The sequence below is a fragment of the Sphingomonas sp. PvP018 genome (assembly GCF_017876865.1).
Taxonomy (GTDB): Bacteria; Pseudomonadota; Alphaproteobacteria; order Sphingomonadales; family Sphingomonadaceae; genus Sphingomonas; species Sphingomonas aerolata.
In genome coordinates this window covers 1,426,184-1,449,166 of record NZ_JAGIOU010000001.1, presented here as the reverse complement: position 1 = coordinate 1,449,166, position 22,983 = coordinate 1,426,184, and the positions used below count along the sequence as shown (strand labels likewise).

Annotated in this window: 22 protein-coding genes; 17 read left to right on the top strand and 5 right to left on the bottom strand. The window is 67.9% G+C overall.

The features are described from left to right. Window positions 1-43 precede the first annotated feature (43 nt). From ftsZ to J3A66_RS06195, 3 genes are all read left to right on the top strand, one after another. Entirely contained in the window at window positions 44-1,651 is a 1,608-nt protein-coding gene (gene ftsZ / locus J3A66_RS06205; protein WP_209567783.1) for a cell division protein FtsZ, read from the top strand. 112 nt (window positions 1,652-1,763) lie between these two features. Then, window positions 1,764-3,950: an SPOR domain-containing protein gene (locus tag J3A66_RS06200; RefSeq protein ID WP_209567780.1), complete on the top strand. Its 2,187-nt coding sequence runs from the start codon at window positions 1,764-1,766 to the stop codon at window positions 3,948-3,950. Beyond that, complete coding sequence (locus J3A66_RS06195) at window positions 3,947-5,113, top strand: deoxyguanosinetriphosphate triphosphohydrolase (RefSeq protein WP_209567778.1); 1,167 nt, start codon at window positions 3,947-3,949, stop codon at window positions 5,111-5,113. The genes J3A66_RS06200 and J3A66_RS06195 overlap by 4 nt, the downstream gene beginning before the upstream one ends. 58 nt (window positions 5,114-5,171) lie before the next feature. Here the strand turns inward: J3A66_RS06195 and J3A66_RS06190 are convergent, their stop codons facing one another. After that, complete coding sequence (locus J3A66_RS06190) at window positions 5,172-5,465, bottom strand: hypothetical protein (protein WP_037531548.1); 294 nt, start codon at window positions 5,463-5,465, stop codon at window positions 5,172-5,174. A 204-nt stretch (window positions 5,466-5,669) separates the two neighbouring features. Between J3A66_RS06190 and J3A66_RS06185 the strand changes: the two genes are divergently transcribed. The 10 genes from J3A66_RS06185 to tatC all read left to right on the top strand — a co-directional run bounded on the left by J3A66_RS06185 (window position 5,670) and on the right by tatC (window position 14,921). After that, on the top strand, window positions 5,670-7,100 hold the full coding sequence (locus tag J3A66_RS06185) for a DUF1800 domain-containing protein (protein ID WP_209567776.1): 1,431 nt from the start codon (window positions 5,670-5,672) through the stop codon (window positions 7,098-7,100). 3 nt (window positions 7,101-7,103) lie between these two features. Further along, complete coding sequence (locus tag J3A66_RS06180) at window positions 7,104-8,258, top strand: DUF1501 domain-containing protein (protein ID WP_209567774.1); 1,155 nt, start codon at window positions 7,104-7,106, stop codon at window positions 8,256-8,258. Between the two features lie 78 nt (window positions 8,259-8,336). Further along, window positions 8,337-10,061 carry an arginine--tRNA ligase gene (gene argS, locus J3A66_RS06175; RefSeq protein ID WP_159511647.1) on the top strand — a complete coding sequence of 575 codons (1,725 nt, stop codon included), beginning with the start codon at window positions 8,337-8,339 and terminating at the stop codon, window positions 10,059-10,061. Beyond that, complete coding sequence (locus J3A66_RS06170) at window positions 10,061-10,786, top strand: SPOR domain-containing protein (protein WP_107045989.1); 726 nt, start codon at window positions 10,061-10,063, stop codon at window positions 10,784-10,786. Before argS ends, J3A66_RS06170 begins: the two co-directional genes overlap by 1 nt. A gap of 59 nt (window positions 10,787-10,845) precedes the next feature. Further along, window positions 10,846-11,868: a glycoside hydrolase family 3 protein gene (locus J3A66_RS06165; RefSeq protein ID WP_209567772.1), complete on the top strand. Its 1,023-nt coding sequence runs from the start codon at window positions 10,846-10,848 to the stop codon at window positions 11,866-11,868. A gap of 33 nt (window positions 11,869-11,901) precedes the next feature. Then, window positions 11,902-12,660 (top strand): ScpA family protein, encoded by a 759-nt coding sequence (locus tag J3A66_RS06160; protein ID WP_245336714.1) that lies wholly within the window; start codon window positions 11,902-11,904, stop codon window positions 12,658-12,660. Further along, window positions 12,657-13,268 (top strand): SMC-Scp complex subunit ScpB, encoded by a 612-nt coding sequence (gene scpB / locus J3A66_RS06155; RefSeq protein ID WP_209567771.1) that lies wholly within the window; start codon window positions 12,657-12,659, stop codon window positions 13,266-13,268. The genes J3A66_RS06160 and scpB overlap by 4 nt, the downstream gene beginning before the upstream one ends. 28 nt (window positions 13,269-13,296) lie before the next feature. After that, window positions 13,297-13,536 carry a twin-arginine translocase TatA/TatE family subunit gene (locus J3A66_RS06150; protein ID WP_031394888.1) on the top strand — a complete coding sequence of 80 codons (240 nt, stop codon included), beginning with the start codon at window positions 13,297-13,299 and terminating at the stop codon, window positions 13,534-13,536. Window positions 13,537-13,585: 49 nt separating this feature from the next. Next, window positions 13,586-14,098, top strand: coding sequence for a Sec-independent protein translocase protein TatB (tatB, locus tag J3A66_RS06145; RefSeq protein WP_209567769.1), 513 nt, complete (start codon window positions 13,586-13,588; stop codon window positions 14,096-14,098). A 31-nt stretch (window positions 14,099-14,129) separates the two neighbouring features. Then, window positions 14,130-14,921 carry a twin-arginine translocase subunit TatC gene (gene tatC, locus J3A66_RS06140; protein WP_031394886.1) on the top strand — a complete coding sequence of 264 codons (792 nt, stop codon included), beginning with the start codon at window positions 14,130-14,132 and terminating at the stop codon, window positions 14,919-14,921. A 77-nt stretch (window positions 14,922-14,998) separates the two neighbouring features. On the opposite strand, the gene J3A66_RS06135 is transcribed toward tatC, so the two are convergent. From J3A66_RS06135 to J3A66_RS19220, 3 genes are all read right to left on the bottom strand, one after another. Beyond that, on the bottom strand, window positions 14,999-15,133 hold the full coding sequence (locus J3A66_RS06135) for an entericidin A/B family lipoprotein (protein WP_031394885.1): 135 nt from the start codon (window positions 15,131-15,133) through the stop codon (window positions 14,999-15,001). Window positions 15,134-15,407: 274 nt separating this feature from the next. After that, complete coding sequence (locus J3A66_RS06130) at window positions 15,408-16,949, bottom strand: histidine kinase dimerization/phosphoacceptor domain -containing protein (RefSeq protein ID WP_348634083.1); 1,542 nt, start codon at window positions 16,947-16,949, stop codon at window positions 15,408-15,410. Window positions 16,950-17,089: 140 nt separating this feature from the next. Next, window positions 17,090-17,269: a NepR family anti-sigma factor gene (locus tag J3A66_RS19220; RefSeq protein ID WP_245336713.1), complete on the bottom strand. Its 180-nt coding sequence runs from the start codon at window positions 17,267-17,269 to the stop codon at window positions 17,090-17,092. A gap of 274 nt (window positions 17,270-17,543) precedes the next feature. Between J3A66_RS19220 and J3A66_RS06120 the strand changes: the two genes are divergently transcribed. Further along, entirely contained in the window at window positions 17,544-18,347 is an 804-nt protein-coding gene (locus J3A66_RS06120) for a response regulator (RefSeq protein WP_031394883.1), read from the top strand. A 344-nt stretch (window positions 18,348-18,691) separates the two neighbouring features. Then, window positions 18,692-19,345, top strand: a complete 654-nt coding sequence (locus J3A66_RS06115) for a sigma-70 family RNA polymerase sigma factor (RefSeq protein WP_031439350.1) — start codon at window positions 18,692-18,694, stop codon at window positions 19,343-19,345. 29 nt (window positions 19,346-19,374) lie between these two features. Here the strand turns inward: J3A66_RS06115 and J3A66_RS06110 are convergent, their stop codons facing one another. Then, window positions 19,375-19,557 carry a hypothetical protein gene (locus tag J3A66_RS06110; RefSeq protein ID WP_031394879.1) on the bottom strand — a complete coding sequence of 61 codons (183 nt, stop codon included), beginning with the start codon at window positions 19,555-19,557 and terminating at the stop codon, window positions 19,375-19,377. Window positions 19,558-19,630: 73 nt separating this feature from the next. Here J3A66_RS06110 and J3A66_RS06105 point away from each other — a divergent pair, with 73 nt between their 5' ends. Beyond that, a complete protein-coding gene (locus J3A66_RS06105) occupies window positions 19,631-22,315 on the top strand; it encodes a bifunctional [glutamine synthetase] adenylyltransferase/[glutamine synthetase]-adenylyl-L-tyrosine phosphorylase (protein ID WP_209567765.1) in 2,685 nt (894 codons plus the stop codon). Further along, window positions 22,308-22,772, top strand: coding sequence for a peroxiredoxin (locus J3A66_RS06100; RefSeq protein ID WP_209567763.1), 465 nt, complete (start codon window positions 22,308-22,310; stop codon window positions 22,770-22,772). Before J3A66_RS06105 ends, J3A66_RS06100 begins: the two co-directional genes overlap by 8 nt. Window positions 22,773-22,983: the final 211 nt, after the last annotated feature.

Sequence of the window (22,983 nt, the reverse complement as noted above, 5' to 3'; positions counted from 1 at the left end):
GCCCGGCCGTAGCGTATCACCGGGATGGGCGGAGAAGCAGGCGATGAGCATCGAATTTCTGAGTCCCGAAGTGGACGAGCTGGCCCCCCGCATCGCGGTGATCGGGGTCGGTGGCGCGGGCGGTAACGCGATCGCGAACATGATGAGGGCCGACGTCCAGGGCGTCGACTTCCTCGTCGCCAATACCGACGCGCAGGCGCTCAAGCAGTCGACCGCGCCGCAGCGGATCCAGCTGGGCACCAAGATCACGCAGGGCCTCGGTGCTGGCTCGCGTCCCGAGATCGGCCGCGCGGCCGCCGAGGAGACGATCGACCAGCTCGCCAAGATGCTCGAAGGCGCGCACATGTGCTTCATCACCGCCGGCATGGGCGGCGGCACCGGCACGGGTGCCGCCCCGGTCATCGCCAAGGCGGCGCGCGACATGGGCATCCTGACCGTCGGCGTGGTCACCAAGCCGTTCGCGTTCGAGGGCAATCGTCGCGCCAAGTCGGCCGATGGCGGCATCGAGGAACTGCAGAAGTACGTCGATACGCTGATCGTCATTCCGAACCAGAACCTGTTCCTCATCGCCAACGCGAACACGACCTTCAAGGAAGCGTTCTCGATGGCGGATGAGGTGCTGCAGCAGGGCGTCCGCAGCATCACCGACCTGATGGTCATGCCCGGCCTCATCAACCTCGACTTTGCCGACGTCCGTTCGGTGATGCAGGAAATGGGCAAGGCGATGATGGGCACCGGCGAGGCGAGCGGCGACAACCGCGCGCTCGAGGCTGCGCAGAAGGCGATCTCGAACCCGCTGCTCGACGGCGTCAGCATGCAGGGTGCCAAGGGCGTGATCATCTCGATCACCGGCGGCGACGACATGCGCCTGCTCGAAGTCGACGAAGCCGCGAATCACATTCGCGACCTGGTCGATCCCGATGCCAACATCATCTGGGGTTCGGCGTTCAACCAGGAGCTCGAGGGCAAGATCCGCGTCTCGGTCGTCGCGACCGGGATCGATGCGGACGCCAAGCCCGCCGTCGCGCCCGAGCCGACGCGCTCGTTCAGCTTCGGCATGGGCCGCAAGAACGACGAATCGACGTCGTTCCGTCCGAGCGAGCCCGCAGCGCCGACCGGCACGACTGGCACGGGCGACGAGCCGCTCGACCTGTCGAGCGCGGACGCGGTACAGTCCGGCACCGCCGACGAGGAACTCGTCCTGGGTCAGGACAAGATGGTCCCCGCCGCACCGGCCGCACCGCAGTCCTATGCCCCCGCGCCGACACAGGCGGCACCTGCACCCGCCCCGGTGCAGCCGCCGGTCCAGGCTCAGCCTGCGCCGCAGCCGACCGCGCGCACGCCCCAGGCGCCTGCCTATCAGGCTCCGCCGCGCTCCTACGCGGACGATCGTTATGCCGCTCCCACGCCCGCGGCCCCGGCGCCGATGCCGGCTGCGGACGAGGGTGGTGCACGCCGTCGCTGGCTCGCCCCGGGCGCGGAAGCTGCGCCCGAGGCCGCCACGCCGGCGACGCCGCGCGTCAAGCTCGGTGGTACGCTGTTCGAGCGCATGTCGAATGCGGCGCGCGGCGCGGCCAAGGAAGACGGCGAGGCGGCCCCGACCGATCCGCTCGACATTCCGCGCTTTCTGCACCGTCAGAACAACCAGTAACGGCCTGCACAAAGGGGCGCGCCGGTTCGTCGCCGGCGCGCCCCGTCCTGGCGCGTAGCGCGCCGCGACATGTTGCCCGTTCCCGCGCGCTCGGGTCTAGCTACGGGCACCCATGATCTTCCCGACCCATCATCTCCTGACTGCCGCGCTCGCGCTGGTCCTGGTCACCGCCCCGAGCGGCGCGCGCGCGCAGGAAGTCGTCCAGCCCCTGCCCGGAACGACCGACGCGGATCGCCTCGGCGACACGATGCGGCAGCTTGCGTCAAACCCCCGCAATGTCGATGCACTGGTACGCGCGGGGGATCTGTCCATCGGGCTCGGTGATCTGAGCGGTGCCGCGGCGCTGTTCGCGCGCGCCGAGAAGGTTGATCCGCGCAACGGCCGGGTGAAGGCCGGCATGGCCTCTATCCTGGTCCGCTCCGAGCGACCGGGCGAGGCGCTCCGCTATTTCGCGCAGGCCGAGGCGTTCGGGCTCCAGCCGCGCTATTATGCCGCGGATCGCGCGCTGGCCTATGACCTGATCGGCGAACAGGACCGGGCGCAGCGCGACTATCGTGTCGCGTTGCGCGATGCCCCCGATGACGAGACTGTCCGGCGTTACGCCCTGTCACTCGGCATATCCGGCAAGCGTGATCTGGCACTGCAGCAGCTCGATCCGCTGGTCCTCAAGAAGGACCGCGGGGCGTGGCGCGCGCGTGCGTTCATCCTGGCGATGAACAACGACGTGCGCGGCGCAGAGACGATCGTCACGACGATGATGCCCGGGGCTGCGGCGCGCGGTCTGCAGCCCTTTTTTCAGCGTCTGCCATTGCTTGCGCCCGCAGACCGCGCCTTTGCAGTGCATTTCGGCGAAGTGCATGCGACTCCGCAGCGGATCGCCGATGCGCGGATGACGCCCGTCCTGCCGCAACTGGGTGCAGATCCGACCGCGCCGGTGATGCTCGCGGCGGCCGAGCCGCAGCCCGCACCCCAGCCGACGGGCCGTGCCAAGGTCGCCGCTGATCGATCGGCCGCACGCCGCGACAAGACCGCACGGTCGGGTCGCGTCGAAGTCGCTGCTGTGACGCCGACGCCGACCCCTGCGCCGACTCCGGCCCCAACGCCTTCGCCCGTCCGCCCGGCGGCAACCGTGCAGGCGTCCGCACCGATGGTCATGGTCCAGCCGCTGCCCAAGCCGCCGGTGGTGCTGGCATCGACGCAGGCGGTCCAGCGGCCGACCGATCCTGCAGCGGCCACGACGCTCGCCCCATCCGCGCCGACATCGACCTTCGTCCAGCCCCTGCCGGCCCGGACGACGTCGGTCGCGGCGGCGGACGCGAACCGTGCGTCGCAGGCAAGCGTGGCGGCGTCTACGCCGACGCGCGCGCCCGATACGCCCGGTGCGCTGCCCTCTGCGATCGTCGCGCAGATGGCGGCGCTGCCGACCGCTCCGGCGACGACGGCTGGAACGACGCCGCCGGTAATCCCGCGCGCCACGACGGCCCCGGTATCGACGGCGGTCCCGACCACGCCAGCGGCAGCGGGTGTCGCCGCTACAACGCTCCCGGCGACGCCCGCTGCCGTCGCGCCCGGCATCGGGTCGACCCCGACGCAGGTCGTGGTCGCCGCTACGCCTGCTGTGACCGGGCGGACCATCCCCGTCAGCGAGGATTCGATCCTCGCACGGATCATTGCCGGGCTGTCGATCCCGGCATCCGAACTCGGCGTCGCGCCGATCGCTCGGGCTGCACCCGTGGTGCCGGCAACGGCCTCCGGGGCCGGCGCGGGCGACGACGCCGGCGCACGTGCGCTTGCAGACGCCAAGGCCAAGGCGGAGCGCGATACCGCCGCCCAGGAGGCGGCGCTGGCTGCGACCCGGCTCGCGGATGCGAAGGCGGCACGCGCGAAGCTGGCGGCGGACAAGAAGATCGCCGACCGCAAGGCGATTGCCGACAAGAAGCTCGCCGCCGAGAAGAAGGCCGCCGCCGAGAAGAAGGCGATCGCCGACAAGGCAGCGGCAGAGGAGAAGCGGATCGCGCGCGCCAACCCCGAGCGCATCTGGGTCCAGGTGTCGACCGGCGCGACCGAGGGTGACCTGCCCAAGGCGTGGAAGGGCGTGAAGGCGAAGGCGCCGACCGTTGTCGGAACGCGTGGCGGCTGGACGGCGCCGTGGGGCGCGACGAACCGCGTGCTGGCAGGGCCGTTCAAGACCGCCGCGGAGGCGCGGACCTTCGTCAATGCACTCGCCAAGGAGGGCGTCTCGACCTTCTCCTTCACCAGCGATGCCGGTCAGGTCGTCACGAAGTTGCCCGCCAAGTGAGCGCACGTGCGCCCTGGGCCTCGGACCCGGCTCGGAGCAAAGGTCGGCTTCACGAGGAACAGAACGGGACCGTCCGTGGCCCGCGCGACGCGTTCCAGCGTGATCGCGACCGGATTATTCACTCGATCAGCTTCCGCCGGCTGCGCCACAAGACGCAGGTCTTCATGGCGCCCGATGGCGATCATTTTCGCGTCAGGCTGACCCATAGTCTCGAGGTCGCGCAGATCGGCCGTGCGGTCGCCCGCACGCTCGCGCTCAACGAGGATCTGACGGAGGCGCTGTGCCTCGCGCATGACATCGGCCATCCGCCCTTCGGTCATGCCGGCGAGGATGCGCTGAAGATCGCGCTGACCGGGCAGGGCGGGTTCGACCATAATGGCCACACCCTGCGCACGCTGACCGAGATAGAGCGCCCCTATCCGCGGTGGAACGGGCTAAACCTAACCTGGGAAACGCTCGAAGGGCTGGCCAAGCATAACGGCCCGGTCCGCCACCCCGGCTGGGCGCTGCGCGTGGCGGATTCGGCCTTCGATCTTGCGCTGACGAGCTTCTCGTCGCTCGAGGCGCAGGTCGCGGCGATCGCCGACGACATCGCCTATGACAATCATGACATTGACGACGGCTTGCGCGCAGGATTGCTGACGCTCGATCAGCTTATGGCGGTCCCGCTGATCGCGCGCGGCTGGGACGATACCTGCGCGCGCTTCCCCGATGTCGAGCCGAAGCGACTGATGGGTGAACTTGTGCGCTCGCAGATCGGCACGATGGCAAACGACCTGATCGCCGAAACGCGTCGCCGGATCGCTGCGAGCGGCGTCACCAGCGTCGAGGACGTGCGCAACGCGGGCGAATGCCTTGTCGGCTTTTCCGATGCGATGCGCGAGGAAGAACGCGATCTGAAGCGGTTCATGTACGCGAACCTGTATCATCATCCGCGCCAGATCGCTGCGGCGGATGCCGCACACGGGATCGTGACCGGGCTGTTCGCGATCTATCGCGACGACCCCGGCACGATCCCCGAGGAATGGCGCGACCGCCTGCCCGAGGCGGACCCGGATCGCAGCCGGCACATCGCCGACTTCATCGCCGGCATGACCGATCGCTATGCCATCTCGCGCTACCGCGAGCTGGTCGGGCCTATCGATCTGCCCGAGGGGTTCTGAAGCCCGGCCGATTTCGCGGGATTAATGTCCGCGCGAAATCGGCTGAGCCGTCAGCGTCTTAGCGTGCGACGGCGGCGATACCGCCGGCCGCGCCCGATGCTTCGGTCGTCGCGAAGGCGACCGGCACGCCGCCTGCCGTACCCGACACGCGGTCGCCGCGCACGATCAGGTGAAATGCCTGGCCCGACGGGAATCGGCGGCCGTTGATGACCTGGCGGCCGTTCTCGACGCTGCTGGTGTAGACATAGGTGCTGCCTTCATACTCGAAGGACTGCTTGGCTTCCTTGGCCATGCCGATCGTCGAGGTGAGGGCGGCCGCCGCGGCGGCGAGGACGTATACGGTCTTGCGCATGATATGTGCTCCGCAGTGAAAGATCGTACCGGGCGCAATCGGGTGGTCACCCAGCTTTGATGCCCTGAAGATATTGCGGTGCAGCATAAGCAGCAATTGCAAAGGAGTCCGTCGCACTTGCACGGCGTGCACGGCAACCATTCGCCGCGATTGGCATAATCCTGCGACACTCCCAGCCTAGGACCAGACCGCAGGAGATGACGGATGACGCAGGCGAGCATCGCATTGAACCGGTTCGGAATTGGTGCGCGACCCGACGACGTGGTCGGTAACGGCAGGGACTGGCTATCGGCGCAGATGCCGGCGTTTGCGATCCGCCCGCCGGCGATTGCCGCCGCCCCTGACAGCGCGCGCGTTGCAACCGATCTCGCCAGCTATCAGCAAGCGCAACGTGCGGCTCGCGCGGCCGCACCGCCGCCGGATGCCATGCGCACCGCGCCGGCGACACCGCCGGTGCGCAGCGACGCGGTGCGGGCCGCACGGCAGGCGATTGGGAAGCAGGCGCGGGACGATTACGGTGCTGCGGTTGCCGCGCGCGCGATCGCCGCGCTCACCACGCAGACTCCGTTCGTCGAGCGGCTGGTGCATTTCTGGGCGAATCACTTTGCGGTGTCGGCCGACCGGCTGACGGTGGTCGGGCTGGCGGGGACGCTCGAGTTCGAGGCGATCCGGCCGCACGTGCTGGGGCGTTTCGGCGACATGCTGGCGGCGGTCGAACGGCACCCGGCGATGCTGCTCTATCTCGACCAGGCGGTGTCGGTCGGACCGAACAGCGCACTCGGCATGCGGGTCGCGGCGCGGGGCGGGCGCAAGGTCGGGCTAAACGAGAACCTCGCGCGTGAGATCCTCGAACTGCACACGCTGGGGGTGCGCACTGGCTATGGTCAGGACGACGTCACCGAACTCGCGCGAGCGATGACGGGGTGGACGGTGGCGGGCCTCGGGCGTGGCGGCGGGCGGGACCAGGGCCCGGCGGGGCGGTTCCGGTTCGCGGCGGCGGTCCACGAACCTGGCGTGCGGACCGTGCTGGGAAAACATTATGCAGAGGATGGCGAGGACCAGGCGGGGGCTGTCTTGCGCGACCTCGCAGTGAACCCGGCGACCGCGACGCATGTCGCGACCAAGCTTGCCCGGCATTTCGCCGGTGACGTGCCGCCGCCGGCGATGGTCGCACGCTTGCGGGCCGTCTTCCTCGAAACCGGCGGCGACCTGCCGAGCGTGTACCGCGCGCTGATCGCATCGCCCGAGGCCTGGATCGAGACGCCGGTGAAATTCAAGACGCCCTGGGAATGGTCGATCGCGGCGATGCGCGCGCTGGGCATGACCAGTGTTCAGCCGGGGGCGATCGCCGGCCTGCTGACGCAGCTTGGCCAGCCGGTGTGGAAGCCCGGGCAGCCGGCCGGCTATGACGATATCGCCGCGAGCTGGGCGGGGCCCGATGCGATAATGCGCCGGGTCGAGGCGGCGGAGCGGTTCGCCTCGCGCGCGGGCGGGGCGATCGATGCCCGCAGACTGGCGGCGACGCTGTTCCCCGGATCGGTGAGCGCCGCCACGACCGCGGCGCTGGCGCGCGCCGAAAGCCCCGGGCAGGCGCTCGCGCTGCTGCTCGTCGCGCCCGAATCGATGCGGAGATAAGCCATGCTCGACCGTCGTCACGTCATCACCTCCGCCCTGCTCGGCGGCCTCGCCAGCGCCTTTGCACCGCGCATGGCCTTTGCCCGCGCCGCCACCGCCAAGCGGTTCGTCTTCATCATCCAGCGCGGCGCGGCCGACGGGCTGGGGACGATCGGTGCGGTCGGCGACCCGGCCTTCGCGGGCGCCCGCGGCGATCTCGCCGCGGACTTCGCGTCCGGCACCAGGCTCGACGGCTTGTTCACTTTGCATCCCGCGCTCGCGACGACCGCTAGCCTCTATGCGCGCAAGGAGGCGGTGTTCGCGCATGCGATCGCGTCCCCCTATCGCGACCGATCGCATTTCGATGGGCAGAACGTCCTCGAGACGGGCGGCGCCACCGCCTATCAGGTCAAGGACGGCTGGCTCAATCGCCTGCTCGACCTGCTGCCCGCCGATTCGGCGCGCGGCATCGCGGTCGCCGCGACCGTGCCGATGGCGCTGCGCGGCCGGCGGGAGGTCGCCTCCTATGCGCCGTCGAACCTGCCCGATGCGTCCGACGACCTGCTCCAGCGTGTCGCGATGCTGTATCAGGGCGACGCGCAGCTTCATGGCCTGTGGAGCGAGGCGATGGCGACGCGGAGCCTGACCAGCGACCTCGCCGCGGCGAACGGCCAGAATGCGGCGGCGACGGGCACGCTCGCCGCGCGCTTGATCGCGCCCGAGAACGGCGCACGGATCGCGATGATCGAGACCGGCGGTTGGGACACGCATGCCGGCCAGCGCGGGCGCCTCGCCGCGCAGCTCAAGGGCCTTGATGCGATGATCGGCGCGTTGCAGACGGGGCTCGGGCCGCTTTGGGCGGAGACGATGGTCCTTGTCGCGACCGAGTTCGGGCGGACCGTCGCGGTCAACGGGACCGGCGGCACCGATCACGGGACGGGCGCGTCGGCGATGGTGCTGGGCGGCGGGGTCGCGGACGGGCGCGTGATCGCCGACTGGCCGGGGCTGGGGGCAGGGGCGCTTTACGACGGGCGCGACCTCAGACCGACCATGGCGCTCGACGCGTTCATCGGCGGCGCGGTCGCGGCGCATTTCGGCGTCGAGCCCGGCCGCGCGATGGCGACGCTGTTTCCGGCCAGCGCCCGGACCCTGGCGATCGAGGGGCTGGTCCGCACCTGACCGGGCCGGTGCGGGATGAATTGAGCCCGGCCCTGCTTTGAGCTAGAGCCCCCGCTTCCTTACGATACCGGAATTGTCATGACGCTCTATACCCGCTTCGCCGCGCATATCGATGCGGCGCTCGACACGCTGACCGAGGCGGGACTGTTGCCGGCCGGGCTCGACCGCAAGAACGTGACGGTCGAGCCGCCGCGCGATGCAAGCCACGGCGATCTCGCGACCAACGCGGCGATGGTGCTGGCCAAGCCCGCCAAGACCAACCCGCGCGTGCTGGCGGATGCGCTGGTCGTCGAACTCGGCAAGATCGAGTCCGTCGACAGCGCGAGCGTGGCGGGACCGGGCTTCATCAACATGAAGCTGACCGACGATGCCTGGCGCGGCGAGCTGGCCGCGGTGCCGGTCGCAGGCGCCGATTACGGGCGCTCTACGCTGGGCGACGGGATCACCGTCAACATCGAATATGTGTCGGCGAACCCGACCGGACCGATGCACATGGGGCATTGCCGGGGCGCAGTGGTCGGCGACGCGCTGGCCAGCCTGCTCGAATTTGCCGGGCACCGGGTGATCCGCGAATATTATGTCAATGATGCCGGTGGGCAGGTCGATGTGCTCGCGCGCTCGGTCCACCTGCGGTACCGCGAGGCGCTGGGCGAGACGGTGACGATCCCCGAGGGCCTGTATCCCGGCGATTACCTCGTGCCGATCGGGCAGGCGCTGGCGAGCGAATATGGCGATCGGTTCGTGGATGCGCCCGAAAGCGAGTGGCTGGCGACGTTCCGGACGCGCGCGGTCGCGGCGATGATGGTGATGATCCGCGCCGATCTCGCGCTGCTCGGGATCGAGCATGAGGTATTCTCCTCGGAGGCGGAGCTGCAGGCGCTCGGCAAGCCCGAGGCGGCGGAGGCCGAGCTGCGGTCGCGCGATCTGGTCTATGACGGCGTGCTCGAGGCGCCCAAGGGCGAGATGGCGGACGACTGGGAGCCGGTCGAGCTGCCGCTGTTCCGCTCGACGCAGTTCGGCGACGACCAGGATCGGCCGATCAAGAAGTCGAACGGGTCGTGGACCTATTTCGGTGCCGACCTCGCCTATCATTTCCAGAAGAGCCAGACCGCCGACCAGCTGATCGACATCTGGGGTGCGGATCATGGTGGCACGGTCAAGCGGATCGTCGCGGGCGTGGCCGCGCTGACCGGCGGCAAGACTCGGTTCGACGTGAAGCTGGTCCAGATGGTCCGGCTGCTGCGCAATGGCGAGCCGGTGAAGATGTCGAAGCGGTCGGGCAATTTCGTCACGCTCGCCGATGTCGTGAACGAGGTCGGCAAGGATGTCGTGCGCTTCACGATGCTGACGCGGCGGTCGGACGCGCAGATGGATTTCGACTTCGCCAAGGTGGTCGAGGCGTCGAAGGACAATCCGGTCTTCTACGTCCAATATGCGCATGCGCGGATCGCGTCGCTGCACCGGCGCGCGGACGAGGCGGGAATCGCCGCGATCGAGGCGGACCTGTCCCGGCTTGATACGGACGAGCTTGCGCTGATGAAGCTCGCCAGCCAGTTCCCGCGAATCGTCGAAACCGCCGCCACGGCGCGCGAGCCGCACCGGATCGCGTTCTATCTCTACGACTTGGCCGCAGCGTTCCATGCGCTGTGGAATGTCGGCAACGATCGGCCCGAGCGGCGCTTCCTGGTGGTCGAGGATCCCGGCGCGACTGCGGCGCGGCTTTTCTTGGCGGACGCAATCGGGCAGATCATCCGCAACGGCCTTGCCATCATGGGCGTCGAGGCGGTTTCGGAGTTGAACTGATGGCCGACGAGATGAACCTGCGCGAGGAAGATCGACTGCCCTGGCTGGAGACGATCGAGTCGGACGATCGTGACGGCCCGCCGATCGCGCGTGTTGTTGCGCTGGTCGTGCTGGGGCTGGGCCTGCTCGCGGCTATCATCTTCGGGGTTTACACGCTGCAGAACCGCGTGCCGTCGGGCGACGGCCAGCTGATCGCCGCACCCGCGACGCCGTACAAGGTCAAGCCCGATGCGGTCGGCGGCCTCAAGGTCAATGGCGAGGGGGACAGCGCGATCGCGACCAGCGCGGGCAAGGGTGCCGGCAATGGTGCGATCGACCTGACGGGCGTGCCCGAGGCGCCGGTTGCCGGTCGCCGTGCAGTAGCGACGTCGACGGGGGCGGACGATCCTGCCGGCCGCAACGCGGTGGCGCAGGTGCCCGCATCGGGCGGCCGGCTGGTCGCGGCACCCCCGCTGCAGGCGCGGCCGGCAGCGGCGGGCCCTGTCGCGAGCGGATCGCTCGTCCAGCTCGGTGCCTTTCCAAGTGCTGCGGTGGCCAATTCGGCATGGACCAACTTCGCCAAGCGCTTCAGCTATCTCGCGCCGCTGAACAAGTTCGTCGAGCCGGTCGCACGCGGTGGCAACACGCTGTACCGGTTGCGCGTCGATGCGGGCAGCGCGAACCAGGCTGCCGATATCTGTGGACGGTTGCGTGTCGCCGGCGAAACCTGCTTCGTCGCCAGCTGATCATCACGCTGCGGCAGGTTGAACGTGACGACGGAGGGGCGGTTCGCTAGGCGAGGCGCATGAAGCCCGTCATCTTCGGCCTGTCCGGCCCCGTGCTCACCCCGCAGGAACGCGCATTCTTTGCAGAGTGCGTACCGGCCGGATATATCCTGTTCAAACGCAACGTCGTCGATCGTGCCCAGTTGCGCGCGCTGACGGAGTCGCTGCGCGCGCTGGCGGGGCGCGACGACCTGGCGATCCTGATCGATCAGGAGGGCGGGCGCGTCGCCCGGATGGGGCCGCCCGAATGGCCGAGCTTTCCGGCCGGACCGGTGTTCGACGCTGCCTATGACCGCGCGCCGATGACCGCGATCCAGGCGGCGCGCGCGAACGCCCAGGCGCTCGGGGTGATGCTGAGCGAGGTGGGGATCACGGTCGACTGCCTGCCGCTGCTCGACGTCGCGCAACCCGACACGACCGAGGCGGTTGCCTCGCGTGCGTTCGGGTCCGATCCGATGCGCGTCGCAGCGCTCGGGCGTGCCACGCTGGAGGGGCTGGCCGCGGGCGGTGTCGTCGGGGTCGTCAAGCACATGCCCGGCCATGGCCGCGCGCGCGTCGACACGCACCATCACCTGCCCACCGTCACCGCCACCGATGCCGAGCTCGAGGTCGATCTCGAGCCCTTCCGCACGCTCAACCAGGCGCCGATGGGCATGACGTCGCACATCGTCTTCGACGCGTGGGACGCGGATCGCCCGGCGACGCTGTCGCCAATCGTCATCGACCGGATCATCCGCGACCGCATCGGCTTCGACGGGCTGCTGATGACCGACGACATCGACATGAAGGCGCTGTCGGGTACCGCGGGCGACAAGGCAGCGGGCGCGATCGCGGCAGGATGTGACCTGGTCCTCGACTGCTGGGCGCGCATGGACGAGATGGTCGAGATTGCCGGCCGGCTGGGTCCGATCTCCGCGGTGGCGCGGGCCCGTCTCGACCGTGCGATGGCGTCGGTGGGGCCGGCACAGGGACGGTTCGACGATCTGATCGCGACCCGGGATGCGCTGCTGGACCGGGCCATGCAGGACCCTGCCGCAGTCTAATCGGCTCACGAGCGGGCTGCGAGCGATGCGCGGATGCTGTACGCAGCGCGGATGGACGATGCACAGCTGACGCTGGATCTGGATGGATGGGAGGGACCGCTCGACCTGCTGCTGTCGCTTGCGCGGGCGCAGCGGGTCGATCTGCGGACGATCTCGATCCTGTCGCTGGTCGAGCAATATCTGGCCTATGTCGATGATGCGCACACGCTCAAACTCGAACTCGCCGCGGATTATCTCGTGATGGCGGCGTGGCTGGCCTATCTGAAGTCGGCATTGCTGTTGCCCCGAGACCCGTCGGTCGAGCCCGATCCGGACGACCTCGCACGGCGTCTCCAGCACCGTCTCGAGCGGCTCGACGCGATGCGCGAGGCGGGGGCGCGGTTGATGGCGTGCGACCGGACGGGGCGCGACGTCTTCGTGCGCGGCGCACCCGAGGGGCTGCGGACGATCCGCAAGGCGGTCTGGACGGCGGAGATCTTCGACCTGATTGCGGCCTACGGGCGGGTATCGGGGCGCACCCGGCCGGTGATGCACGTGGTGGTGGACCGCGCGGTCATGACGCTGGAGGCGGCGCTCGAGCGCGTGTCGATAATGGTCGGCGAGCGGCTCGACTGGAGCAGGATTGAGGCGTTCCTGCCTGCGTCCGCGGTCGCGCCCGGCGCGGAGCGGTTTCGTCGGTCGGCCCTGGCGTCAAGTTTCGTCGCGGCGCTCGAACTGGCGCGGCAGGGGCGTGTCGAGCTGCGGCAGGCGGCGCCCTTTGCCCCGCTCTATCTGCGCGCGACGACGGCATGACGCGGCCCGATACGCTCGTCCGCGCGGTCGAAGCGGTGCTGTTCGCCGCCGACACGCCGCTGACGCTCGATGCGATCCGCGCGCATGTCGGGGCGATCGCGACGGCGCGGGACGTCCGGTCCGCGATCGAGGTGCTGGTCGAGGACTATACCGGGCGCGGCTTCAATATCGTCCGGCGCGGGGATCGCTGGCAGTTCCAGACCGCGCCAGACCTTGCCCATGTGCTGCGTCGCGAATCCAAAGAGCCGCGGCGACTGAGCCGGGCGGGGATCGAGACGCTGGCGATCATCGCCTATCACGAGCCCGTCACGCGCGCCGAGATCGAGGCGATCCGCGGCGTGCAGATCTCCAAGGGTGTGCTCGACGTGCTGATGGAGGCGGACTGGGTCCGGCCCGCAGGGCGGCGCGAGGTTCCGGGGCGGCCGCTGCTCTATGCCACGACGGCCGCGTTCCTGGTGCATTTCGGGCTGAAGACCCGGCGCGACCTGCCGGGGATCGACGATCTGCGCGCTGCGGGGCTGCTGGATCCGGTCGATGTCGACGTCGAGGACCGTACAGATCGCGGCAGCCATGAAAGCACTGTGGCAAAGCGTGACGATGACGCCTAGATAGAGGCAGGTTTTCAGGAGAATTGTCATGGGCGGATTCAGCCCGATCCATCTGCTCGTTCTTGCGGTCGTCGCGATCCTCCTTCTGGGCGGCGGTCGGTTTTCCAGCCTGATGGGCGACGTTGCCAAGGGCGTTAAGAACTTCAAGAAGGGCATGGCCGAGCCCGACGACGAGACGCCGGCCAAGCCGTCCGCTCGCATCGAAGCTCAGAAGACCGCAGATCCGGCCTTCGATCGCGACGGCAATCGCGTCCGCGAAGACCGCTGAGCCGCGCTTGACGTTCCCAGACTCGACGGGTCCAGATAGGCGCGCCTGAATGTTCGATATCGCTCCGTCCGAATTCCTGCTCGTGGCGTTCGTCGCGCTTGTCGTGATCGGTCCGAAGGACCTGCCCAAGGCGATGCGCGTCGTCGGCTATTGGGTCGGCAAGGCGCGCGGCGTCGCGCGCCAATTCCGGTCGGGCTTCGACTCGATGGTCCGCGAGGCGGAGCTCGAGGAAATGGAAAAGCGCTGGGCGTCGGAGAATGAGCGGATCATGCGTGAGCACCCGTCGACCGACACCGCGCAGATCGTCCATTCGCCCGAACCCGACATCCATCACGATCTGCCGTCGTCCGAACCCGTGATGGTCGAGAAGCCCGTCGTGCTCCCGGCATCCGGGCCCTCGGCGGATAAGCCGGCGCCGGCCGGCCTCGATATCGAAGCGCCGGCCCCGGATCACCGGGACAGTGTCGACGCGATACCCGGGCAGGATCGGCACGAACACGCCGTGCCGGCTGCCACGTCGTCCGACGCGCGGACGGGCAAGTCCGACGTAGCGTCGTCGTGACCGACTTCCAGACTGCCGAGAGCATAGCGTCATGAGTGAGATCGACGAGAGCCGGGCCCCGTTGCTCGACCATCTGATCGAGTTGCGGCGGCGGCTGCTCTATTGCATCGCCGCGCTGGTCGTGACGTTCGCCGTGGCAATGTATTTCGCCGAGGATATCTTCGGCTTCCTCGTCCACCCGCTGCTCGCGGCGGGGCAGGATACAGTGATCTACACCGAAGTGTTCGAGGCGTTCTTCGTCCAGGTGAAGGTCGCGTTCTTCGCAGCGATGATGCTGTCCTTCCCGGTCATAGCGAACCAGCTCTGGCAGTTCGTTGCCCCCGGTCTGTACAAGAAGGAGAAGAACGCGCTCCTGCCGTTCATCCTCGCGACCCCCGTGCTGTTCCTCACGGGCGCGGCCATGGCCTATTATGTCGCGATCCCGATGGCGCTCCACTTCCTGCTGGGGTTCGACGGCGTGGTCGGCGGCGTGAAGCGTGAGGCGCTGCCGGCGATCGGCAATTACCTGTCGTTCACGATGCAGTTCCTGTTCGGCTTCGGGATCGCTTTCCTGCTGCCCGTGCTGCTGATGCTGCTCGAGCGCGCCGGGATCGTCACGCGCAAGCAGCTCGTCGGCGCGCGGCGCTACGCCATCGTTGCGGCGTTCGCGATTGCCGCGGTCCTGACGCCCCCGGATATCGGGTCGCAGCTGCTGCTCGCGATCCCGCTGACCATCCTGTATGAATTCGCGCTGATCGGCATCTGGTTCACCGAGCGCAGCCGGGCTAAGGCCAAGGCGCAGGATGAGACGTCGGACTCTACAGATATCGCCGAAACGCACTGAACGATCGGCGGCAGGCGTAAAAACGGGGCCCGGTGCAGCTGCACCGGGCCCCGTTTTCGTATCTCAAGCGCAAAGGCTTACTTGGCGTCGCTCGCGGTCTTCGCCACGGTGCGGCCGGCCGAGCTCACGTCCTTGCCGGCGCCTTCGACGGTGTTGCATGCCGACACGATGAGCGCGCTGGCCACAACGGCCAATCCAACCAACTTACGCATAATACTTCCTCCTAGAAGGGCTTGAATGCCACCGAGGGGAGAAATGTACGGGCGCGGGTTTCGTTCCGTTGGTGCAACCAGGCACGCATCTGATTTGGAATGATAAAGGCCCGGAAGCGTCACCGGGGGGGGGGGGAGGGTGATGCTTCCGGGCCTGTCACTTGGATAGCGAGAGCGGGGGGGCATAAAGTCGCTATCCGAACTATAGAACGGCGCTCGGGAAGGGTAGTTCCTGCCATTTACAAGTTTTTTTCGACGAGGTGTTTCGTCGTGTTCAATCGCGCCCGATGACGGCAAATGCGATCTCATAGGCGCCAACCAGCGGGTCATGATGGAGCGCTGAGCGCAACTGGCGTGAAAGGCCTTCCATTACACGGCCATAGCGTGTTGCTGCCTCGCGCAGCGCGTCGCTCTCGATCAGCGCCCGCGAGACGACACGGAGCACTGCGCGGTCGGGCGTGGCGCCGGGCTGGATCGATACGCGGATCTGAGCCGATGGATCGCAGGTCATCGCCAGCTCGATCGTTTCGGTCGCAAGGAACGCGACCGCGACGGCGACGTCCTGATTGACGAGGAACGGAGCGACGTCGAGCGTGATGCCGAGACCATGCGAGCGATCGGGGGCGGTGGCGCGGATGTTGGCGGACAGCTCGCCAAGCATCGTGCGCATGTTGAGCCCGCGATTTTCCTCGAGCTCGGCAAAGTGATTGCGGTGCACGACCGCCAGCGCATCGACCCGGCGCTGGATCGACGAATAGGCCTCGGTCGCGTCGGCGCTGCGTGCACTGCGGGCGTGGAAGTTGATCAGGCTGGAGATCACCTGGAGGTTGTTCTTCACCCGGTGATGCACTTCGCGCGTCAGCTTGGTCTGTCGCACGAGTCCGGCCGCCAGGCCCGCTTCGTGCGCCGCCACGGTCCGGCTGATGACCTGGAACGTGTCGCCGAGCTCGCGGATCTCCTGCGCGGGCATGGTGCGGACGGTGCCGGTATCAATGACCTCACCCGGCGTGAACGCGGCGACCGCGGCGCGCAATTGCCGCAAGGGACGGATCAGCAGGCGATCGACGACGAACCACCCGATCCCCGCCGCCGCCGCCCACATCAGCAGCGGCAGCAGCAGCGCGATGATCAGCGACGAGGTAATCGGTGCGCTGCGGATGCTGGTGCGCAGCGCAAGGCCCGCGACGCCAAGGTCCGTACGCATCGTCTCCAGCCGGTCGAGCGGTGCCTCGTCGTCGATCGATTCGAGGAGCAGCGCGTCCTGTCCGAGCATCAGCGCACTGTTGAATTCCAGGGTCTGGTTGGACGGCCGGCCGATCCGTTCGATGAAGGGTTGTGGGAAATAGGCGCGTGCCGACGTCTCGCCGCCGGGGCCGGTGATTGCGAGGACCAGGCCGCGGTTCGGGACGATCGCGGCGGCAACGGGGTTGCTGGTCGAATCCAGTGCGACGGCTTCGGGCAGCGCGCGCCCGCACAACACGCGGCCGGCGCGGTCGGTGATGACGAAGCGCGTACCCGAGGAGGCCTGCTGCGCGAACACGCCCTGCGCGCGGGCGCAGCTCGGCGCATCGGCCGGGTCGAAGCCCAAGGCGTTCACCGCAACGCGCAACGCGGTCATGTCACCGATCAGTTCGATGGCGATCGATCGCGCGCTCTCTGCCGCAGCGACCCGTAACCGTGCACGGGCTTCCGCATCGGCGACACGCGTCGTTTGCAGGGTCGCGAAGATCGCGATCAACGCGAGCGGCAGAAGCGCTGCACTGAGGATAAGGAAAAGCTTGGCACCGGTGGGGAGCCGCCCGATTGCGGTGGCGATCTGCGACGGTGGACGAGCCGCCGTTGCATTCGCGTCAGCCGAAATGGTGTCGGTCGGGGGCTCTGTGGAGCCCGGGGCGGCAGGTGACGGGGTGCCGGATTTGCTCACGGAACCGGTTGGCGAGGCCATGCGGCCCGCCCTCAGTCCAGCTTGCCGAGCAGCGCCAGAAACTCGTCAGGAACGGCTTCCTCGACGGTTTGCTGATAGACCGACCGCAATGCCGTTCCCATCTGCCGATCGCGGGCCGTGTCGCGCGGCTTGCCGGCGCCCTTGCCGGCGGGAGTGCCGGCGGGAGTTTCGTTCTGCGTGTCGTGGCCCAAACTCAAAATTTCCCCCTGCACGACGCACGTAAGATGATGTTTACCATAGGCCGCGGGCGGCACATGACACAGCTAGACCTGCGTCATACACTCGCGGTGATTGTCCGTGAAACCAAATAGCCTCTCGTTAGTTCCCTGTTGGAGCGAAAAATCGATATTGTCGTGGGCGTCGGGCCAAAAGGTTCCGAGGGTCTGGCAATCGGTCGGTCGCGTCATATTCTAGTATCGTCGTCCTCACCGGGCCGGCGTAACGATCAGGGAGTTACCAATACCCATGTCGCTTGGACAGCAACTCGCACCGCATCTTCCCTTTCTGCGGCGCTACGGCCGGGCCCTGACCGGCAGCCAGAGTCATGGCGACAAATATGTTCGCGCGACGCTCGAGGCGATCGTCGCGGCGCCCGATGAATTCCCGAAGGATGTCGATCCGCGTCTCGGTCTCTATCGGATGTTCCAGGCGATCTGGTCGTCGGCGAATTATGACGAGATGGGCGACGAGGGCGTCGGCGACACTGACGGCCACGCCGCAGTTGCTCGCGCACGTATGTCGCGGATGACTCCGCTGTCGCGTCAGGCGCTGCTGCTGACCGCGATGGAGGGTTTCACGCCCGAGGACGCGGCCTATCTGATCGACGTCGATGCGAACGAGGTCGAGGAACTCGTCGCCGCAGCACTCGCGGAAATCGAAGGTCAGACCCGCGCGCGCGTCCTGATCATCGAGGACGAGCCGATCATCGCGATGGATATCGAGACGATCGTGCGCGACCTGGGTCACGACGTGACCGGTGTCGCGGTGACTCGCGACGAGGCCGTGGCCCTTGCGATGGAAGAGCGTCCGGGTCTCGTGCTCGCCGATATTCAGCTGGCAGACGACAGTTCGGGTATCGACGCGGTCAAGGACATCCTTGCCGAATTCGAGGTTCCCGTGATCTTCATCACCGCGTTCCCCGAACGTCTGCTGACCGGTGAACGTCCCGAGCCCACCTTCCTGATCACCAAGCCGTTCCAGCGTTCGACAGTGAAGGCGGCAATCAGCCAGGCACTGTTCTTCGATCAGACGACCGTTCCCGGCGCCTGATGCGCCGCTAGACTTGGGCCGGGGTTGTCGTCGACGATATCGTCAGCAACCCCGGCATCAAGTTTTTGATAGTTACGGACCCAAAACGGCGTTCGCGGGTTTCAGTCTCATGGTTGACCCAAAAGAGCAGATCCACGTCGCCGGCGAAGACGCCCGCGCCGGCGCAACACCGCATATGACCCGCTATATCCTTGTGATATCACTGGTCCTGGTTATCGCCATTTTTGCATTTCTCGTCATTCGATAGCATATGCGTGGCGTGGCGGACCGGTTGATGCCGATCCGTATGCTCAAGATCGCCGTCCTCTGGGCGGCGGTCGTCATTCGGGAACGATCGGAATTTCATGGTACAGCCCGCCCAGCGTGACGACGAAGTCGACGGCGCCGAGCCTCAGGTCGCGCCCGTTGAGCACGTCTCGCTTTCCGATGCCGAGTTCAAGGTCCAGCTTGCCCAGGTGATTCCGCACCTTCGTGCGTTCGGGCGTTCGCTGTCGGGCAGCCGCGACCTTGCGGACGACTTGGTGCAGGAGACACTGCTGAAGGCGTGGGCCGCACGGCTGCGCTTCCAGGCCGGTACGAACATGCGCGCCTGGACGTTCATCATCCTGCGCAACCTCTATCTGTCTCAGATGCGCCGTGCTCGTTTCAAAGGTGAGTGGGACGATCTGGTGGCGGATCGCATCCTTGCGGCACCTGCAAGCCAGGACCGGCATGTCGAGCTGGGCGATATGCAGCGCGCGTTGATGCACTTGCCCCAGCCGCAGCGCGAGGCGTTGATCCTCGTCGGCGCGGGCGGATTCGCGTATGAAGAGGCGGCGGAAATCTGCAACGTGGCGGTCGGGACGATCAAGAGCCGCGTCGCACGTGGCCGTGTTGCGCTCGAAACCATTCTGACGGATGGATCGCTGCCCTCGCGCCGCGATCATGAGACCGACACGACCAAGACGGCACTCGACTCGATCATGGGCGATGTCGAGGAACTGAGCCGCGGGCGTTGAAATAGACGCCCGCCGCGGCTGCGTTTGGATCAGTGCGGTCGCGAGGATACAGTGTCGAGTTCTCGCAGCAGCGACATGAACTCGTCAGGCATTCCGGAATCGCGATCGAATGCACCGCGCAGCGACTGGCCGATCGCATCCGTCTTGCGGGGCGCGCGAACGACCAGATGATCGGTCTGGTCACGGCGGATGGTCGGGTGCAGATGGGTCATGCCGGGTCAACGAGCCTCAAGAGCTTTTGTTGCTACCCTGGCTTGACTTTATAAAAGAATTGTGGGGTGTGGCATGGATAACGCGCATCGGGCGTCGGACATCATCGCCGCAACGCAGCGCGCGCGACGCTGGTCCCCCTTCCTCGCCATGCTCCTCGACCGCGAGCCTGTCCTTGCCGCTGCGCTGGCGGAGGGGCGACTGGATCCGGACCCCGTGCCGCTCGACCTCGACATGCCGGTCGCACGACGCCTCCGCCTCGAACGGCGTGCGCTCGCGCTGAGGGTCGCGATAGGTGACCTCGCGGGGGTGTTCGATCTCACCGCTGTGACGCAGCAGCTTACCGGGTTTGCCGACCACGCGCTCGACACGGCGATCCGCACCGCGATCGAAGAACGCACGCCCGGCGCCGAGGCGCGCGGGTTCGCCGCGATCGCGCTCGGTAAACAGGGCAGTGGCGAACTTAATTATTCGTCGGATATCGATCCGATCCTGATCTACGATCCGGCAACGCTGCCGCTGCGCCCGCGCGAGGAACCCGAAGCCGCCGCCGTACGGATCGGCAAGCGCGTCGTCGAACTGCTTCAGGCACGCGACGGCGACGGCTATGTGCTGCGCGTCGACCTCCGCCTGCGGCCGTCTCCCGAGATCACGCCGATCGCGCTGCCGATCGATGCGGCGATCAGCTATTACGAGGCGCAGGCGCTCCCCTGGGAGCGTGCCGCCTTCATCCGCGCGCGCGCCGCGGCGGGCGACACCGCGCTCGGCAGGCAGTTCCTCGACACGGTCCGCCCGTTCGTCTGGCGGCGCGCGCTCGATTTCGGCGCGATCGGCGAGATTCGCGGCATCTCGCGACGGATCCGCGATCATCATGCGCAGGGTCAGGCCTTCGGGCCGGGTTACGACCTGAAGCGCGGCCGCGGCGGGATTCGCGAAGCCGAATTCTTCGCGCAGATCCATCAGTTGATCCATGGCGGTCGCGATCCCGTACTCCGCGCGCCGGCCACGCGCGTCGCGCTTGCGCGGCTGGCGGAGGCGGGGTGGATCGGCGGTGACGAGGCGCGCGCGCTGATCGACAGCTATACGCTGCTGCGGACGATCGAGCACCGGGTGCAGATGATCGACGACCGGCAGACGCATGCCTTGCCGACCGGCGAAGCGCTCGAGCGGGTGGCGTGGCTGCACGGGCTCGACGGCAGCGCGGCGTTGTTGGCGCTGCTCGCCCCGCATGTGGCGGCGACCGGGCGGATCTACGACGCGCTCGACGATGGCGCGGCATCCGGGCTTTCGCATGATCCGACGCGGCTCGACGCCGAACTGACAGAGGCGGGGTTTGCCGAACCCGAACCCGCGCGCCAGCGGATCGCCGCGTGGCGGGCAGGGGCCTATCCCGCGCTGCGCAGCAGTGCCGCGCAGGCGGCGCTCGAGGCGGTCCTGCCGACGCTGGTCCCGGCGCTCGCCGCCGCGCCCGAGCCGCAGGCCGCGATGCTGAGACTGGATTCGATGCTCGAGCGCCTGCCGAGCGCGATCAACGTGTTCCGACTGCTCGAAGCACGACCGGCGCTCGCCACGCTCCTCGCGGCGATCCTGAGCCATGCGCCGACGCTGGCGGAGGATCTGGCGCGGCGCCCCGCGCTGCTCGACGGGCTGATCGATGCAACGGCGCTCGCCCCGGTCGCGGCGCTCGACGCGCTGACCGACCGGATGCGCGCGGGCGAGGCGGGGCTCGATTATCAGGGGCGGCTCGATCACGTCCGGCGCGTGGTCGGCGAGCTCCGTTTTGCCCTGGGCGCGCAGATCGTTGCGGGGACGTCGGATCCGCTCGATGTCGCGGCCGGCTATGCGCGCGTAGCGGAGGCGGCAATCGCGGTGCTGGCTGAGGCGACGATCCGCGGCTTTGCCGAGGTCCATGGCCAGGTACCGGGCAGCGAGCTCGTGATCCTCGCGCTCGGCCGGATGGGCGGCGCGATGCTGACGCATGCGTCCGATCTCGACCTCGTCTACCTTTTCACCGGCGATTTCACTGCCGAGTCGGATGGCGCCAAGCCGCTTGGCGCGACGCTCTACTACAATCGGCTGGCGCAGCGGGTGACCGCGGCGTTGTCGGTCGCGACCGCGGCCGGGCCGCTCTATCAGATCGATACGCGGTTGCGGCCATCGGGCGCGCAGGGGCCGCTGGTCGTGACGCTCGACAGCTTCGCACGCTATCAGCATGAGGAAGCCTGGACGTGGGAGCATATGGCGCTGACCAGGGCGCGGCCGGTCTTCGGATCCGCACCCGCCAGAGCGGCGCTGTCCGCGGTGATCGCCGATGTCCTGACCGGCGCGCGGGCCGAGCGCGACGTGGTCGGCGATGCGACGCGGATGCGCGCCGACATGGCCGCGCACAAGCCCGCCAAGGGGCCGCTCGACGCGAAGCTTCTGCCGGGTGGTCTGGTCGATCTCGAATTCGCGACGCATGTCGTACAACTCGTTGAGCGCAGCGGCTTCGATGCCAATCTGGGGCGTGCGATCGCGCAGCTCGTCGCCGAAGGGCGGATGCCCGCGACGATGCTCGCCGCGCATGATATACTGACGCGCCTGCTCGTGACGCTGCGGCTCGTCGCGCCCGACGCGGCGCCGCCCGGCCCGCCGACCCAGGCGTTGATCGCGCGCGCGCTCGGGCTGCACGACTGGCCTGCGGTTCTTGCGGGCCTCGCCGAGGTCCGGCAACAGGTGACCGCGTTCTGGCACGAACTGACAGGAGAGCAGGATGGATGACGGTGCGATGATCCCGGACGTCTCGGTGACGATGCCCGATGGCACGGCCGTTGCGCTGACGACGCTGGCGCGGCCGCTGGTCGTCTATTTCTATCCCAAGGACGATACCGCCGGCTGCACGCGCGAGGCACAGGACTTTTCCGCGCTCGAGTCGGCCTTCGCAGAGATCGGGGTCGGCGTGCTCGGCGTGTCGAAGGACACGCCCGCCGCGCATGCCAAGTTCAGCGCCAAGCACGGTCTGACGGTTTCGCTGGCGACCGACGTCGATGGCACGGTCTGCGAGGGTTTCGGGGTCTGGGTCGAGAAGGCGATGTACGGCCGCAAATATATGGGGATCGAGCGCGCGACCTTCCTGTTCGACGCGGACGGCCGACTGGCGACATCGTGGCGCAAGGTCCGTGTCCCCGGCCATGCCGAGGCCGTTCTTGCTGCCGCCAAGGCGCTGACCCCGCAATAAAGACCGTTCCACGGGGCAGGGCGCGGCGTCCCCTGGCGGGGTGATTCCTTTTTACCGGTACCATTTGGTTTCAACGGCTCAACGCACGCGCGTCCCGGTCCACCCCAAGTTAGCGGCGCGGCTCTTGCCGAAGTGGGTCAAATCGGCACACATCCTGACTTGTCTGGGACGCGGAGGGGCTGCGGTTCAGGACAGAGTCTTGGCGCCGGGC